Below are 15,037 nucleotides of genomic sequence, written 5' to 3' on the forward strand. Positions count from 1 at the left end.
CGGCCGCTTGGCACATGCGTTGCTTCGCACACCGCACTGCCTTTTCAGTACGGGCGAGGAACCTTGTGAACACAGCACCCCGAGCAACGCCCCTGGCCTGGGTCAACGGCAGCGACGCGCCGGAAAAACCCAGCCTGAACATTGGCTTCATGGCCCTGACCGATTGCGCCTCGGTGGTGGTCGCCGCCACCCAGGGTTTTGCCCAGCAGCACGGCCTGGCCCTCAACCTCAAGCGCCAGGGTTCCTGGGCGGGGCTGCGCGACAAACTGGTCAGCGGCGAACTGGATGCCGCGCACTGCCTGTACGGCCTGGCCTATGCCGTGCACCTGGGCATCGGTGGTGTGCCGGCCAGTGACATGGCCGTGCTCATGGGGCTGAACCAGAATGCCCAGGCCATCAACCTTTCCCCTGCCCTGCAACGCAAGGGTGTGACCAGCCCTGAGGCATTGGCGCGCCTGGTGCACCAGCATGGCGCACGCCTGACCTTTGCCCAGACCTTCCCCACGGGCACCCACGCCATGTGGTTGTACTACTGGCTGGCGAGCCAAGGCATCCACCCGCTGCGCGATGTCGACAGCGTGGTGGTACCGCCGGCACAGATGGCCGCGCATATCCAGGCAGGCCGCATCGACGGTTTCTGTGTCGGCGAGCCCTGGTCAGCCGATGCTGTCGGCAAGGGCCAGGGTTTTACCTTGGCAACCAGCCAGTCGATCTGGCCGGACCACCCGGAGAAGGTCCTCGCGTGCGCCCGCACCTTCGCCGAGCAGTACCCCAACAGTGCCCGCGCCTTGATCAAGGCGATCCTCGCGGCCAGCCGCTTCATCGAGCAAAGCCCTGAAAACCGCCGCAGCACCGCGCAGTTGCTCAGCGCCAGTGCCTACCTCGACACCCCGGTGGGCAACATCGAGCCACGCCTGCTCGGCGACTACCAGGACGGGCTGGGCAACCAGTGGCACGACCCCCACGCCCTGCGCCTGTTCAACCAGGGCCAGGCCAACCTGCCGTACCTGTCCGATGGCATGTGGTTCATGACCCAGTTCCGCCGCTGGGGCCTGCTACGCGACGACCCCGACTACCTCGGCGTGGCCAGCCAGGTTCAGCAACTGGGGCTCTACCGCGAAGCCGCAGACACCCTCGGTATCCCTTGTCACGGCCTGCCGATGCGCAGCAGCCTGCTGATCGACGGTACACGCTGGGACGGCAGCGACCCCTACGGCTATGCCCGCAGCTTCCGCCTGCATGCCCTGGGCGACACACCCGAAGCCTGCGCTGGCCTGTGAGGGGATGAACATGCTGCGTATCCTGTTGATCGACGACACTCAAAACAAGCTGGGCAGGCTAAAGGCGGCCCTGAGCGAGGCCGGCTTTGACGTCATCGAAGCCCCGGGCCTGACCATCGACCTGCCCGCCTGCGTCGAAACGGTGCACCCGGACGTCGTGTTGATCGATACCGACTCACCGGATCGCGACGTGATGGAACAAGTGGTGCTGGTCAGCCGCGACCGCCCAAGGCCCATCGTGCTGTTCACCGACGAGCATGACCCGGGCGTGATGCGCCAGGCTATCCAGGCGGGGGTCAGCGCCTACATCGTCGAGGGCATCCACGCCGCGCGGCTGCAGCCAATCCTGGATGTGGCCATGGCCCGCTTCGAGAGCGACCAGGCGCTCAAGGCGCAGCTGGTGGCGCGCGACCAGCAGCTGGCCGAGCGCAAGCGCATCGAACAGGCCAAAGGTTTGCTGATGAAGATGAAGGACTGCAACGAAGAGCAGGCCTACACCCTGATGCGCCGCCAGGCCATGAGCCGGCAACAAAAGCTGATCCAGGTGGCCGAGCAGATCATCGCCATGCACGAAATGTTGGGCTGAAACCCGAAGGAGCGAGTTGGCCCAGCTCTTGCTGAAGAAACCACACCGGTAGCCAACGGCGGTTGCCCCACTTGATCCCGACAAAGACGTCGCTCACCCCTCCACAGCCGTGGACCGGGTAGCGGCGTCTTTTTCGTTCCGTTGCTTTGCCGAGTGAGGTGTTCAATGAGTACCAGCTTCTGGAAATCCGGGCATGTGCCCACACTGTTCGCTGCATTCCTGTATTTCGACCTGAGCTTCATGGTCTGGTACCTGCTCGGCCCGCTGGCGGTGCAAATTGCCGCCGACTTGCAGCTGAGTGCACAGCAACGGGGCCTGATGGTGGCCACACCCATTCTGGCCGGTGCGATATTGCGCTTCGCCATGGGCCTGCTGGTCGATCGCCTGTCGCCCAAGACCGCCGGCCTGATCGGCCAGGTCGTGGTCATCATTGCCCTGGCCGGCGCCTGGTACCTGGGCGTGCACAGCTACGAGCAAGCCCTGCTGCTGGGCGTCTTCCTGGGTTTTGCCGGGGCCTCGTTCGCCGTTTCGCTGCCGCTGGCCTCGCAGTGGTACCCGCCTCAGCACCAGGGCAAGGCCATGGGTATCGCCGGTGCCGGCAACTCGGGCACGGTGTTCGCGGCGTTGTTGGCGCCCGCCCTGGCCGCAGGCTTTGGCTGGAACAACGTGTTCGGCTTCGCCCTGATCCCGCTGTCGCTGACCCTGGTGGTATTCGCCCTGCTGGCGCGCAACGCACCCGAGCGGCCCAAGCGCAAGGCCATGGCCGACTACCTCAAGGCCCTCGGTGACCGCGACAGCTGGTGGTTCATGTTCTTCTACAGCGTGACCTTCGGCGGCTTCATCGGCCTGGCTAGCGCCCTGCCCGGCTACTTCAGTGACCAATATGGTCTGAGCCCGGTCACCGCCGGCTACTACACGGCCGCCTGCGTCTTTGCCGGCAGCCTGATGCGCCCACTCGGCGGCGCGCTGGCCGACCGCTTCGGTGGCATCCGCACCTTGCTGGGCATGTACAGCGTGGCCGCCATCTGCATCGCCGCAGTCGGCTTCAACCTGCCCAGCGCAACCGCTGCCCTGGCACTGTTCGTCAGCGCCATGCTCGGCCTGGGCGCCGGCAATGGCGCGGTATTCCAGCTGGTGCCGCAACGTTTTCGCCAGGAGATCGGCGTGATGACCGGGCTGATCGGCATGGCCGGTGGTATTGGCGGCTTCCTGCTGGCTGCGGGGCTTGGCACCATCAAGCAGCACACCGGTGACTACCAGTTGGGGCTGTGGCTGTTCGCCAGCCTCGGCCTGCTGGCCTGGTTCGGCCTGCATGGCGTCAAACAGCGCTGGCGCACCACCTGGGGCTCGGCCGCCGTGACTGCGGCGCGGGTCTGAGGCACGCCGATGAGCCTGCAACTGAGCTTTGCCCACGCCAGCGCCACCGGGCCGCGCGCGGAAAACCAGGATGCCCTGCGCCTGGTCACGCCGGCGCCGGAACTGGCCGCCAGCAAAGGCTACCTGTTCGCCCTCGCCGACGGTGTCAGCCAGTGCGCCGATGGCGGCCTGGCAGCACGCGCCAGCTTGCAGGCCCTGGCCCTGGACTATTACGCCACCCCCGCCACCTGGAGCGTGGCGCAGGCGCTGGACCGCCTGCTGCTTGCGCAGAACCGTTGGCTGCGTGCCCAGGGTAGCGGCCAACCGCTGCTGACCACGCTCAGCGCACTGGTACTACGCGGGCGGCGTTTTACCTTGGCGCATGTTGGCGACTGCCGGGTCTACCGCTGGCACCAAGGGCACCTGCAGTGCCTGAGCGAAGACCACGTCTGGGACCAACCGGGCATGCAGCATGTGCTCAAGCGCGCGCTGGGCCTGGACCAACAACTGCTGGTCGATTACCTGGAAGGTGAACTGCAGGCGGGCGAGTGCTACGTGTTGGTGAGCGACGGCGTCTGGGCCAGCCTGGGGGACCAGCACATCCAGGCGGTCTTGCGCGAGCAACCCGACCTGCAGTTGGCCGCCGACACTCTGGTCGCCAGCGCTCACCTCAATGGCAGCCAGGACAACGCCAGCGCCCTGCTGGTGCAGGTGCAACAGCTGGGTACGGCCAACCTGGGCGATACCCTGGCGCAGTTGCAACAGTGGCCTGTACCCGGCCCCCTGCGCGAAGGCCAGGCGCTCGATGGTTGGCAGGTCGACACCCTGCTCTCCCACAGCCGTCAATCGCTGCTGTATCGGGTACGTGACGGCCACGGCCAGCCCTGGCTGCTCAAGACCCTGCCCAGCGCGCGCGAACAGGAGCCAGGGGCAGCCCAAGGGTTGTTGATGGAAGAGTGGTTTCTGCGCCGGGTCGCAGGGCGACACTTCCCCGAACTCCACGTCGCCAGCCAGCGCCAGCACCTGTATTACGTGATGCGCGAATACCCCGGCCAGAGCCTTTCGGCACTGCTCGCCGAGCACGGGCCGCTGCCCTTGGCGCAGTGGCTGGAGATCGCCCGTCAACTGCTGCAAGCGGTCGGCGTACTGCATCGGCGCAACTTGCTGCACCGCGACATCAAGCCAGACAACCTGCACCTTGGCGCCGATGGACAGTTGCGGCTGCTGGACTTCGGCCTGGCGTATTGCCCCGGCTTGTCTGAAGACCCGCAGCACGAGCTGCCTGGCACGCCATCCTATATCGCCCCGGAAGCCTTCGACGGCCAACCACCCAGCCCGCGGCAAGACCTTTATGCCGTCGGCGTGACGCTTTACCAGCTGCTGACCGGGCACTACCCCTATGGCGAAGTGGAGCCGTTCCAGCGACCACGCTTCGGCCAGCCGGTCAACGCTTCGCGCTATCGCCCCGACCTGCCGGAATGGTTGCAGCACAACCTGCTGCAAGCGGTGGCGGCCGACCCGGCGCAACGCTTTGAAACCGCCGAGCACTGGTTGTTGCTGCTCGAACGCGGCGACCGCCAGGAGCTGGCCCACCGCCCCCGGCCCTTGCTGGAGCGCGAACCGCTGAAAGTCTGGCGCACCCTGGCCCTGCTGTCCCTGCTGTGCAACCTGATAGTGCTGCTCGTCCTGCTCAAGGGCTGAGTACACCTTGCCGATGAGGAAACAACGATGAATGCGAAAGTCTGGCTGGTCGGAGCCGGCCCTGGTGACCCCGAACTGCTTACCCTCAAGGCCGTGCGCGCATTGCAGCAAGCCCAGGTGGTGATGATCGACGACCTGGTCAACCCCGCAGTGCTGGAGCATTGCCCCCAGGCACGGGTGATGGCCGTGGGCAAGCGCGGCGGCTGCCGGTCCACGCCTCAAGCCTTTATCCAGCGCCTGATGTTGCGCCATGCGCGCCAGGGGCGCTGCGTGGTCAGGCTCAAAGGGGGCGATCCGTGCATCTTCGGCCGTGGCGGCGAAGAGGCTGCCTGGCTGCAAGGGCATGGCATAGACGTGGAGCTGGTCAACGGCATTACCGCGGGCCTGGCAGGCGCGACGCAATGCGGTATATCGCTGACTTCACGCGGGGTGAGCCGCGGCGTGACCCTGGTAACGGCACACACCCAGGATGACAGCGAGCTGAACTGGGCGGCGCTGGCCCAGGGCGGTACGACGTTGGTGGTGTACATGGGCGTTGCGCGGCTGGAGCAGATTCGCCAAGGCCTGCTGGCCGGCGGGATGGCTGCGCATATGCCGGTGGCGATGATCGAGAATGCGTCATTGGCGCAGCAGCGCGAATGCCGCAGTGATGTACAGGGGATGGTTGAGGATGCGCGGGCGTTCGGGCTAAGCAGCCCGGCGATTCTGGTGATCGGCGAGGTCGTCACCGGCGCTGTAAGCGCAGCCTTGCATTGCGAAAGGGTTGCGTAGCAGCCCCAGAATCTCAGTGTCACCCCCTAAATCACAGGCAAAGAAAAACCCGGCCGAGGCCGGGTTTTTCATGAAGCATCAAACCAATTACTTGGCCTGAGCTTCTACTTGCGCTTCAACGCGACGGTTAACAGCGCGACCTTCTTCGGTGGCGTTGTCAGCAACCGGACGGGTCTCGCCGTAGCCAACCGATTCAACACGGCTGGATTCTACGCCGTACTGATTGGTCAGTACTTGCTTGACAGCGTTGGCACGACGCTCGGACAGCTTCTGGTTGTAAGCGTCTGGACCCACGGAGTCAGTGTGACCTTCCACGGTGGTGGTGGTCGATGGGTACTGCTTCATGAAGTCAGCCAGGTTCTTGATGTCGCCGTAGCTGTTAGGCTTGACGACCGACTTGTCGAAGTCGAACTTGACGTCCAGCTCAACGCGAACGACTTCGGCAACAGCCGGGCAGCCGTCGGCGTCAACGGTGACGTTGGCCGGGGTGTCTGGGCACTTGTCGACGTTGTCGCAGACGCCATCGTTGTCGCTGTCGGAGCAGACTTCGGCAACTGGGGCTGGAGCAACTTCAGCTTGCTTCGGGCTACCGCCGAAGTTCAGACCAACGCCAACGCTCGGGGCCCACTCGGTGTCGCCCTGGTCGATGTTGTACTGAGCTTCAACGCCGGCACGGGCGTAGAACATGTCGGTGATGTACCACTTGGCGCCAGCGCCAACGTTGGCGAAGGTGGAGTGGTCACGACCGCCACGGCCGGTCTGGCCCAGCGACTGGTGCGAGAAACCAGCGGAAACGTACGGACGGATGGCGTCGTACGGGTTGTTGAAGTGGTAAACGGCGTCCAGGGCGGTGTTCGAGCCCTTGATGTTCTTGCCGTCTTCGCCACGAGCGTTGTGAACTTCGTCGTAGCCCAGACGCAGTTCAACGTCGTCGGTCAGGAAGTAACCGATCGAACCGCCGAACAGGTTGCCGTCGTTCTTGAAGTCGCGCTGGCTGTCGAAGAATTCTTTTTTGTAAAAGATTTCAGTTTCGACGGCGCCTTGACCTTGTGCCATAGCGCCAATCGAAGTGGCGGCTACAAGCGAACCAATGGCCAAGCCCAAGGTGTTTTTCAATTTCATCCGTTAAATCCCCATCTGGTGATAGTTAAGCAGTCCCACCAACAACAAGGGGGACAACTCGACGGCAAGTCTAGCAGAACTCGCCGATTCGTTAGAGATATTTGCACACGCTTAAGTTTCATCGAGCCCGTGAAATTTCTCCCGAAGCTTGTCTAGCGCGCGCTTGTAACGCATTTTCGTCGCGCTCAGGCCCATGTGCATGATGTCGGCGATCTCCTGAAATTCCAGCTCTGCGACAAATCGCAGCACCAGGATTTCCCGGTCGATCGGGTTCACATGCACCAGCCACTTGTCCAGCCCGCCCTTTTCTTCGGGTTTCGGAGCCTTGTCCTCGGACGCCTCTTCAACAGGGTCCAGGCTCAAGGCATCCATCAGCCGACGTTTGCGGCGCTCCTTGCGGTACTGGGTAATGCACTCGTTGTAGGTGATGCTGTAGAGCCAGGTCTTGAACTTCGATTTGCCCTCGAAGTTCTTCAGCCCGTACAGCACTTTGAGCATCACCTCCTGACAGACATCGTCGGCATCCCGGTCGTTCCCCAAATAACGCGCACAGACGTTGAACAGGGTCCGCTGGTAGCGCCGCATGAGCTCCTCATAGGCGCGGGTAACGTGGTACAGCTCCTCATGCGAACGCGCCACCAACTCTTCGTCGGTGAGCTCGCGGGGGTCATAACGCATGGGCGGCGAATGAACTTTATTCAAAACGAATCTGGCCGACAGTCAGGTCAATGTCGCCGCGCGACCCCGGGGGTCGATTTCGCGGCGGCATACATTAACAGCTTTTGTGCGGTTAGCGACTATTGACGCGCTGCTCAAGCAGCACACGGTTAGACAGCGACACCAGTTCGCCATCATCGGTCAACAGCGTCGTCTTGACCGTGCCGATTTCCTCGATATGCCCTTCGACCTCTCCAATCCGCACCTGCTGGCCGACCTGATACAGCTCACGCACGTAAATACCGGCCAGTATCTGTCCGGCGATTTCGCGGCTGCCGAGGCCCATGGCCAAGGCAACGGCCAGACCAACGGTAATCAGCCCAATGACGATCACGTGGTTGAGCAGGTCGGTCTTGACCTCGAGCTGGCTGATGGCCACCGAGATGCTGATGATGATCACCAGGCCTTGGGTGATACGCCCAAGGCCTGCAGAATACTCAAGGCCAATGCCTTCGGCAGCGCCGCGCACCAGGCCATTGGCCACCTGCGCCAGCAGCACACCGGCCAGTAGCACCAGCGCCGCACCGAATACTTTCGGCAGGTACAGGGCGAGCATGTCGAGGGTCGCCGAAACCCGCTCAAGGCCCAGCGATTCCGCGGCCGAGACGAGGAAGATCAGCAATACGAACCAGTAGACGATCTTGCCGATGAGGGTCGAAATCGGCACCTGGATGCCACCGCGGCTCAGCATCTTGGTCAGCCCGGTACCTGCCATCAGGCGGTCCAGGCCGAGTTTGGCCAGCAGTTTGGACAGCAGCGTATCGAGCAGCTTGGCCACCACGAAACCAAGCAGCACCACGACCAGGGCGCCGAACAGGTTAGGGATGAAGTTCGCCACCTTGGTCCAAAGGGCAGTCATGGCGGTGACCAGGCTTTGGGTCCAGAGATCCAGTTCCATATTCAATCGGCCTTATCTGCTTTGCTGCCGGTGGCAGCGTTGCGGGTAGAGTTTCTGCGCACCGGCGCTACATGCGCCGAGCCATTGTTGACGGCGATCAGCAGCGCCTGGCTCCAACGGCCAAGCAGGCTGAACAGATCACCCGCACCGACCTGGCGGTTGGCGGTTTTCAGCACACGACCCAGGCAGGCGGCGTCGTCTCGGTCCTGGCCGGACGGCGACGCCTTGAGCAGGTCGCGCAGGGATTCTTCAAACGGATCGTGCATGGGCACCTCGCGCAGTATCTGACAGAGACGAGAGCGCCGGGGCATGGGTCACACATCGCCTGGGGGCGTGTGGTGCAAAATGAACCGCTGTCGCCTGCTTCGCAGGCAAGGAATTCAACACCTAGACCCACCGCAGCCGACGGAACAGCCACCACTGCCCTACCGCCAGCCCCAGCACGATGATGCAGGCAAACAAGAAGCCGTAGGGGTTTTCCGCCCCCGGAATGCCGCCGACATTGATGCCCAGCAAGCCGGTGATGAAGCTCATGGGCAGGAAGATGCAGGTGATGATGCCGAAGCGGTACATGGTGCGGTTCATGCGCTCGCTGCGCCGCCGGTCCTCGCTTTCAAGCACCAATGCGGCCCGCTCGCGGGTCAGCTCCAGCTCCTCGAGATAGCGGATCAGGCTGTTGTTCAACTCGTTCCAGTAGTCGGCATCGGCATCAGCGAACCAGCTCCACTTGCTGCGTGACAGCTGTGCGTAGATTTCCCGCTGCGGCGCCAGAAAACGTCGCAAGCCGGCCGCGCGGCGGCGGATCTGCTGCAGGCTGCCCTGCTCCGGGGTGTACCGTTCGTCGGATTCGACCTTTTCTTCCTCGAGGTCGACCAGCTCGGACAGGTCGCTGACCAGGCCCTGGACCTTCTCGGTCAGCAGCTCACCCATCAGCAGCAATAACTCCGAAGCCGACTTCGGCCCCCTGCCCTCGCCGAGCAACTGGAGCATCTCGTCACTGGCCCGAAGCGGCCGCAAGCGCAGCGAGATGACCCGCTGCGCCTCGGCGAAGATGCGCACCGAGACCATGTCTTCAGGTTCGGCGCCCGGGTTGAGGTTGACCCCGCGCAAGAACAGCAACAACTGTTCGTCCACCAGCGGCAACAAGCGCGGCCGGGTGTTTTCTTCCAGCAGCAGTTCGCAGGCGAACTCGCTCAGGCCGCTGTCGCGCAGCAGCCAGGTGCGGGTTTGTGGATGGCTGCGGTCCCAGTGCAGCCAAAGGCTTTCCTGGGGGTGCAGTTGCAGGTCGTCCAGTTCGGTACGGGCAATCGAGCGCGCGCCGCCTTTGCCATCGAGCACCAGGGCATGCACCAGCCCCCACTGCGCGTTGTCTTCCTCGAACATCAAAGCTCCATCAGCGCGTGCGGCGCATCACTCCGGCATTTTCAGCGGGCTTGGCGAAACCAGCACGCCATTGTTGTCGGCATACACATATTCACCCGAGCGGAAGGTCACCCCGGCGAAGGTCACCGGCACGTCGAGCTCGCCGATGCCACGCTTGTTGCTTTTTTTCGGGTGGCTGGCCAAGGCCTGCACGCCGACGTCGGTCTGGATCAAGATGTCCACGTCACGCACACAACCGTAGATCACCAGGCCTTCCCAGCCGTTCTTGGCCGCTTTCTCGGCCAGCATGTCGCCCAGCAGCGCACATCGCAGCGAACCGCCACCGTCGACCACCAGGACCTTGCCCTTGCCGTCGAGCTCGACCTGCTCCTTGACCAGCGAGTTGTCTTCGAAGCACTTGAGGGTGACGATCTGGCCACCGAACGAATCGCGGCCGCCGAAGTTGCTGAACATGGGTTCGAGCACCTGGACCAGGTCAGGGTAGGTGTCACACAGGTCGGGCGTTACGTAATGCTGCATGGGAAGCTCCTGTCAGTCACAACGAAAGCGGGTATGGGCCAAGGCTACACCGAGGAAGCTGTTGACGTCATCCGGGACCGAGCAGTCAGTTGCATTCCTTCGGCACTGGCCTCTTCGCGGGGCCAGTGCAGGCAGCATGGAATCAGCTGGCTGGCACAGCCGACGCCACCAGAGTCGACGCATGCACCGGCATCGACGGGTCCCTCAACCAGCGTTCGACCAACGGCCAGACCTGTGCCTGCGCGGCCTTGCTGACCAGCATGTCGACATGCCCGAACGCATCGAAGCCTTCCTCGCGGCCCAAGCGCAGAAACTGTTTGCGCTCCCCGCCCAACTGGTCGAACAGCTTGCGGCAAGCCCAGACCGGGTCCTGGTAATCGCCCGCACCGGCCACCGCCAGCACCGGCACATCCACCTGCGCAAGGCCCGCCCACCAGTCGTTGTCCTTGTCGCCAAAGCGCCCGAACAGGCCATGCCAGCGCATGCTTTCAAGTGCCAAGCCGATCGGTTCGTCCTCGGGGCCACGCTTAAGTCGCTGCCCGGGAATCTGCCGCCAGCGCTTGAGCAGCAACTTCGCCCCCCACACCACCGGCGGCACTTTCAACGGCCAGTACACACGGCTGACCTGGGTACCAAAGAACGCGGCACTGGCCACCTGCTCGGTTGGCAGGTAGCTGCCACCCAGTGCGGCGGCCAGGGTTGTCCCGCCCAGGGAATGGCCAAGCCAGTGCGGCGCTTGGCCCGTTTGCTCCAGCACGAAAGCGCCTATCAACGGCAAGTCATCGCGGGCATAGTCGGCGACACGGTTGTGCTGCCACTGGCGATTGCGCGGCGACAGGCCATGGCCGCGCATCTCCGGTACCCACACATCGAAACCTGCGCGGGCCAGAAACGCGCCCAGGCCGACCCCTTTGGGCGAATACCAGAAGCGCCGATTGGAAAAACTGCCGTGCAGAAGAATGACCGGCACGCCTTGAACCTCGCCCTGATCGGCCAGGCCAAGGCGAGTCACGGCCAGCTCGACGCTCGGGTCAGGGCTGTTGCCGGCCTTGATCCGGTACACGTCTTCGCTCAAGTCGCCTCGCCGCTCAGCGCTGAGCAAGGCCACGGGAAATAAAGTGCTGCTGCTTTGCATAAGGTTGCTTGGTGCACAAAAAAGGGCGGGAACCATTACTGGAACTCGCCCTGGATCAAACCAGGCGGGGGCGCGCCAGACGCGCCCCCGCAATCCACTGTATCAGGCTGCGCCCTGGCCCTCGGCCAGGAAGAACCAGGTCTCGAGCACCGAGTCCGGGTTCAGCGACACGCTTTCGATGCCCTGCTCCATCAGCCATTTGGCCAGGTCCGGGTGGTCCGATGGGCCTTGGCCGCAGATGCCGATGTACTTGCCGGCCTTGTTGCACGCCTGGATGGCGTTGGCCAGCAGCTTCTTCACGGCCGGGTTACGCTCGTCGAACAGGTGCGCGATGATACCCGAATCACGGTCCAGGCCCAGGGTCAGCTGGGTCAGGTCGTTGGAGCCGATCGAGAAGCCGTCGAAGTACTCGAGGAACTCTTCGGCCAGAATCGCGTTGGACGGCAGCTCGCACATCATGATCACGCGCAGGCCATTGTCGCCACGGGCCAGGCCGTTTTCGGCCAACAGGTCGATGACCTGGCTGGCTTCGCCCAGGGTGCGCACGAACGGCACCATGATCTCGACGTTGGTCAGGCCCATCTCGTTGCGCACGCGCTTCAGGGCACGGCACTCGAGCTCGAAGCAGTCACGGAACGATTCGCTGATGTAACGCGAAGCACCGCGGAAGCCCAGCATCGGGTTTTCTTCTTCCGGCTCGTACAGCTTGCCGCCGATCAGGTTGGCGTACTCGTTGGACTTGAAGTCCGACAGGCGCACGATGACCTTTTTCGGGTAGAAGGCTGCCGCCAGGGTGCTGATGCCTTCGACCAGCTTCTCGACATAGAAGCCGACCGGGTCGTCGTAGCCAGCGATGCGCTTGTCGACGCTGTCCTTCAACTCTGCCGGCAGGCCGGCGTAGTTGAGCAGCGCCTTGGGGTGCACGCCGATCATGCGGTTGATGATGAACTCCAGGCGCGCCAGGCCGACACCGGCGTTGGGCAGCTGGGCGAAGTCAAAGGCACGGTCCGGGTTGCCGACGTTCATCATGATCTTGAACGGCAGGTCCGGCATGGCGTCGACCGAGTTCTGCTTGATGTCGAAGCCCAACTCACCTTCGAAGATGAAGCCGGTGTCGCCCTCGGCGCAGGACACTGTCACGCCCTGGCCGTCCTTGAGCAACTGGGTGGCGTTTCCGCAACCGACGACTGCCGGGATACCCAGCTCACGGGCAATGATCGCCGCGTGGCAGGTACGCCCGCCGCGGTTGGTGACAATGGCGCTGGCGCGCTTCATGACCGGTTCCCAGTCCGGGTCGGTCATGTCGGAGACCAGTACGTCACCGGGCTGCACCTTGTCCATCTCGGACACATCGTTGATCACTCGGACCTTGCCGGCGCCGATGCGCTGGCCGATCGCACGGCCTTCGACCAGTACGGTGCCCTTTTCTTTCAGCAGGTAGCGCTCCATGACATTGGCGCTGGAGCGGCTTTTCACCGTTTCAGGGCGGGCCTGAACGATGTACAGCTTGCCGTCGTCACCGTCCTTGGCCCACTCGATGTCCATCGGGCGCTGGTAGTGCTGCTCGATGATCATGGCCTGTTTGGCCAGCTCGTTGACTTCGGCGTCGCTCAGGCAGAAGCGGGCGCGCTCGGCACGGTCGACCTCGACGGTCTTGACCGAACGACCGGCCTTGGCTTCGTCGCCGTAGACCATCTTGATCGCCTTGCTGCCCAGGTTGCGGCGCAGGATCGCCGGGCGACCGGCCTGCAAGGTCTGCTTGTGTACGTAGAACTCGTCAGGGTTGACCGCACCCTGCACCACGGTTTCACCCAGGCCATAGGCGCCGGTGATGAACACCACGTCGCGGAAGCCCGACTCGGTGTCGAGGGTGAACATCACACCGGCGGTGCCGGTTTCCGAACGGACCATGCGCTGCACGCCGGCAGACAGGGCCACCAGCTTGTGGTCGAAGCCCTGGTGCACGCGGTAGGCGATGGCGCGGTCGTTGAACAGCGAGGCGAACACTTCCTTGGCCGCGCGGATCACGTTGTCGACGCCACGGATGTTGAGGAAGGTTTCCTGCTGGCCGGCGAACGAGGCGTCCGGCAAGTCTTCGGCGGTGGCAGACGAGCGCACGGCTACGGCCATGTTGTCGTTGCCTGCGGCCATTTCAGCGAAGGCCGTACGGATTTCCGAATCAAGACGCGCCGGGAATTCGGCTTCCATGACCCACTGGCGAATCTGCGCGCCGGTTTTGGTCAGGGCATTGATGTCATCGACATCCAGCGCATCGAGCGCGGCATGGATACGCTCGTTGAGACCACTCTGTTCGAGAAAATCGCGGTACGCCTGCGCCGTAGTGGCAAAGCCGCCCGGCACCGATACACCAGCACCCGCAAGGTTGCTGATCATCTCGCCCAGGGATGCGTTCTTGCCCCCCACATGCTCCACATCATGGACGCCGAGCTTTTCGAGGGAAACTACGTACTCTACCAAGGTGATCTCTCCACTAACTGTGTTGGAAAAGCTCAAAGGCGCCCGCCTGTCTTCTTTGACTTGGCCGGGCGTTTGTGGCCTGTACCTGGAAAATAAGTGAGAATGCCGACAGCCGCATTCGGCAAACCGAACTTATCATATCCAAGAAACGTCATCAGCTTAAGGCCCAGGGTGCAAATGAAAAGAACCGCGTTCTTCATCTCCGACGGCACCGGCATCACTGCCGAGACCCTGGGGCAAAGCCTGCTCGCTCAATTCGAAAGCATTCCGTTCAGCAAATTCACCCGTCCCTACATCGATTCGCCGGACAAGGCGCGAACCATGGTGCAGCAAATCAACGCTGCTGCCGAGCGTGATGGCGTGCGGCCGATCATCTTCGACACCATCGTCAATCAGGACATCCGTGAGATCCTGGCCACCTCGAACGGCTTCATGATCGACATCTTTTCGTCGTTTTTATCCCCGCTCGAGCAGGAATTGACCGCCCATTCGTCGTATTCCGTCGGCAAATCGCACTCGATCGGCGGCAATTCCAATTACATGGAGCGCATCGAAGCGGTCAACTTCGCCCTGGACAACGATGATGGCGCGCGCACGCACTACTACGACAAGGCCGACCTGATTCTGGTCGGGGTCTCGCGTTGCGGCAAGACGCCAACCTGCCTGTACATGGCCATGCAGTTCGGTATCCGTGCGGCCAACTACCCGCTGACCGAAGACGACATGGAACGCCTGCAATTGCCGGCGGTGCTGAAAAAGCACCACAACAAGCTGTTCGGCCTGACCATCGACCCCGACCGCCTGACCGCCATTCGCCACGAGCGCAAGCCCAACAGCCGCTACTCAAGCTTTGCCCAGTGCGAGTTCGAAGTCCGCGAGGTAGAGAGCCTGTTCCGCCGGGAGAACATTCCCAATATCAATTCCACGCATTTTTCGGTGGAGGAGATCTCGGCGAAGATTCTGGTGGAAAAAGGCGTGGAGCGTCGGTTCAAGTAAGAAAGCTTCAAGTTGTAAGCTTCAAGCTACAAGAAAAAAGCGGGACTGCGCCAAGACAACCAATGGTGACGGAGACAAAAGCTGCAAGCGAAACC

General features: G+C 62.9%; 14 protein-coding genes. 6 read left to right on the forward strand and 8 right to left on the reverse strand.

Annotated features, from left to right (window positions below; genetic code table 11):
- Nucleotides 1-65: 65 nt before the first annotated feature.
- From DJ563_RS13140 to cobA, 5 genes are all read left to right on the forward strand, one after another.
- Nucleotides 66-1,280 carry a CmpA/NrtA family ABC transporter substrate-binding protein gene (locus DJ563_RS13140; RefSeq protein WP_434519656.1) on the forward strand — a complete coding sequence of 405 codons (1,215 nt, stop codon included), beginning with the start codon at nt 66-68 and terminating at the stop codon, nt 1,278-1,280.
- 10 nt (nt 1,281-1,290) lie between these two features.
- Nucleotides 1,291-1,866 (forward strand): ANTAR domain-containing response regulator, encoded by a 576-nt coding sequence (locus DJ563_RS13145; protein ID WP_186653930.1) that lies wholly within the window; start codon nt 1,291-1,293, stop codon nt 1,864-1,866.
- Between the two features lie 165 nt (nt 1,867-2,031).
- Complete coding sequence (locus DJ563_RS13150) at nt 2,032-3,243, forward strand: nitrate/nitrite transporter (protein WP_047583276.1); 1,212 nt, start codon at nt 2,032-2,034, stop codon at nt 3,241-3,243.
- Between the two features lie 9 nt (nt 3,244-3,252).
- The gene (locus DJ563_RS13155; protein ID WP_274097353.1) at nt 3,253-4,923 is read left to right on the forward strand and encodes a bifunctional protein-serine/threonine kinase/phosphatase; all 1,671 of its coding nucleotides are present in this window, start codon (nt 3,253-3,255) and stop codon (nt 4,921-4,923) included.
- 27 nt (nt 4,924-4,950) lie between these two features.
- A complete protein-coding gene (gene cobA / locus DJ563_RS13160; RefSeq protein WP_434519657.1) occupies nt 4,951-5,694 on the forward strand; it encodes a uroporphyrinogen-III C-methyltransferase in 744 nt (247 codons plus the stop codon).
- Between the two features lie 87 nt (nt 5,695-5,781).
- Here the strand turns inward: cobA and DJ563_RS13165 are convergent, their stop codons facing one another.
- The 8 genes from DJ563_RS13165 to ppsA all read right to left on the reverse strand — a co-directional run bounded on the left by DJ563_RS13165 (nt 5,782) and on the right by ppsA (nt 13,946).
- Nucleotides 5,782-6,816, reverse strand: a complete 1,035-nt coding sequence (locus DJ563_RS13165) for an OmpA family protein (RefSeq protein ID WP_274097351.1) — start codon at nt 6,814-6,816, stop codon at nt 5,782-5,784.
- A gap of 111 nt (nt 6,817-6,927) precedes the next feature.
- Nucleotides 6,928-7,494 carry an RNA polymerase sigma factor SigX gene (gene sigX / locus DJ563_RS13170; RefSeq protein ID WP_033700483.1) on the reverse strand — a complete coding sequence of 189 codons (567 nt, stop codon included), beginning with the start codon at nt 7,492-7,494 and terminating at the stop codon, nt 6,928-6,930.
- A gap of 112 nt (nt 7,495-7,606) precedes the next feature.
- The gene (locus DJ563_RS13175) at nt 7,607-8,431 is read right to left on the reverse strand and encodes a mechanosensitive ion channel family protein (RefSeq protein WP_033700485.1); all 825 of its coding nucleotides are present in this window, start codon (nt 8,429-8,431) and stop codon (nt 7,607-7,609) included.
- 2 nt (nt 8,432-8,433) lie between these two features.
- Complete coding sequence (locus tag DJ563_RS13180; RefSeq protein ID WP_033700486.1) at nt 8,434-8,697, reverse strand: hypothetical protein; 264 nt, start codon at nt 8,695-8,697, stop codon at nt 8,434-8,436.
- A 121-nt stretch (nt 8,698-8,818) separates the two neighbouring features.
- Nucleotides 8,819-9,814: a zinc transporter ZntB gene (locus DJ563_RS13185; RefSeq protein WP_434519658.1), complete on the reverse strand. Its 996-nt coding sequence runs from the start codon at nt 9,812-9,814 to the stop codon at nt 8,819-8,821.
- A gap of 27 nt (nt 9,815-9,841) precedes the next feature.
- On the reverse strand, nt 9,842-10,333 hold the full coding sequence (gene rraA, locus DJ563_RS13190) for a ribonuclease E activity regulator RraA (RefSeq protein ID WP_274097349.1): 492 nt from the start codon (nt 10,331-10,333) through the stop codon (nt 9,842-9,844).
- 142 nt (nt 10,334-10,475) lie between these two features.
- Nucleotides 10,476-11,504: an alpha/beta fold hydrolase gene (locus DJ563_RS13195; RefSeq protein WP_434519659.1), complete on the reverse strand. Its 1,029-nt coding sequence runs from the start codon at nt 11,502-11,504 to the stop codon at nt 10,476-10,478.
- A gap of 66 nt (nt 11,505-11,570) precedes the next feature.
- Nucleotides 11,571-13,946 (reverse strand): phosphoenolpyruvate synthase, encoded by a 2,376-nt coding sequence (gene ppsA / locus DJ563_RS13200; RefSeq protein ID WP_274097347.1) that lies wholly within the window; start codon nt 13,944-13,946, stop codon nt 11,571-11,573.
- Between the two features lie 177 nt (nt 13,947-14,123).
- Here ppsA and ppsR point away from each other — a divergent pair, with 177 nt between their 5' ends.
- The gene (gene ppsR, locus DJ563_RS13205) at nt 14,124-14,942 is read left to right on the forward strand and encodes a posphoenolpyruvate synthetase regulatory kinase/phosphorylase PpsR (RefSeq protein ID WP_033700492.1); all 819 of its coding nucleotides are present in this window, start codon (nt 14,124-14,126) and stop codon (nt 14,940-14,942) included.
- Nucleotides 14,943-15,037 lie beyond the last annotated feature (95 nt).

This window comes from Pseudomonas sp. NFX1 (genome assembly GCF_051123555.1).
Lineage (GTDB): Bacteria > Pseudomonadota > Gammaproteobacteria > Pseudomonadales > Pseudomonadaceae > Aquipseudomonas > Aquipseudomonas capeferrum.

Coding starts and splice junctions, on each gene's coding strand:
- rraA (WP_274097349.1), bottom strand. CDS start 10,333: ATGCAGCATTACGTAACGCCCGACCTGTGTGACACCTACCCTGACCTG.
- DJ563_RS13150 (WP_047583276.1), top strand. CDS start 2,032: ATGAGTACCAGCTTCTGGAAATCCGGGCATGTGCCCACACTGTTCGCT.
- ppsR (WP_033700492.1), top strand. CDS start 14,124: ATGAAAAGAACCGCGTTCTTCATCTCCGACGGCACCGGCATCACTGCC.
- sigX (WP_033700483.1), bottom strand. CDS start 7,494: ATGCGTTATGACCCCCGCGAGCTCACCGACGAAGAGTTGGTGGCGCGT.
- DJ563_RS13185 (WP_434519658.1), bottom strand. CDS start 9,814: ATGTTCGAGGAAGACAACGCGCAGTGGGGGCTGGTGCATGCCCTGGTG.
- DJ563_RS13155 (WP_274097353.1), top strand. CDS start 3,253: ATGAGCCTGCAACTGAGCTTTGCCCACGCCAGCGCCACCGGGCCGCGC.
- DJ563_RS13180 (WP_033700486.1), bottom strand. CDS start 8,697: ATGCACGATCCGTTTGAAGAATCCCTGCGCGACCTGCTCAAGGCGTCG.
- DJ563_RS13145 (WP_186653930.1), top strand. CDS start 1,291: ATGCTGCGTATCCTGTTGATCGACGACACTCAAAACAAGCTGGGCAGG.
- cobA (WP_434519657.1), top strand. CDS start 4,951: ATGAATGCGAAAGTCTGGCTGGTCGGAGCCGGCCCTGGTGACCCCGAA.
- DJ563_RS13165 (WP_274097351.1), bottom strand. CDS start 6,816: ATGAAATTGAAAAACACCTTGGGCTTGGCCATTGGTTCGCTTGTAGCC.
- DJ563_RS13195 (WP_434519659.1), bottom strand. CDS start 11,504: ATGGTTCCCGCCCTTTTTTGTGCACCAAGCAACCTTATGCAAAGCAGC.
- DJ563_RS13175 (WP_033700485.1), bottom strand. CDS start 8,431: ATGGAACTGGATCTCTGGACCCAAAGCCTGGTCACCGCCATGACTGCC.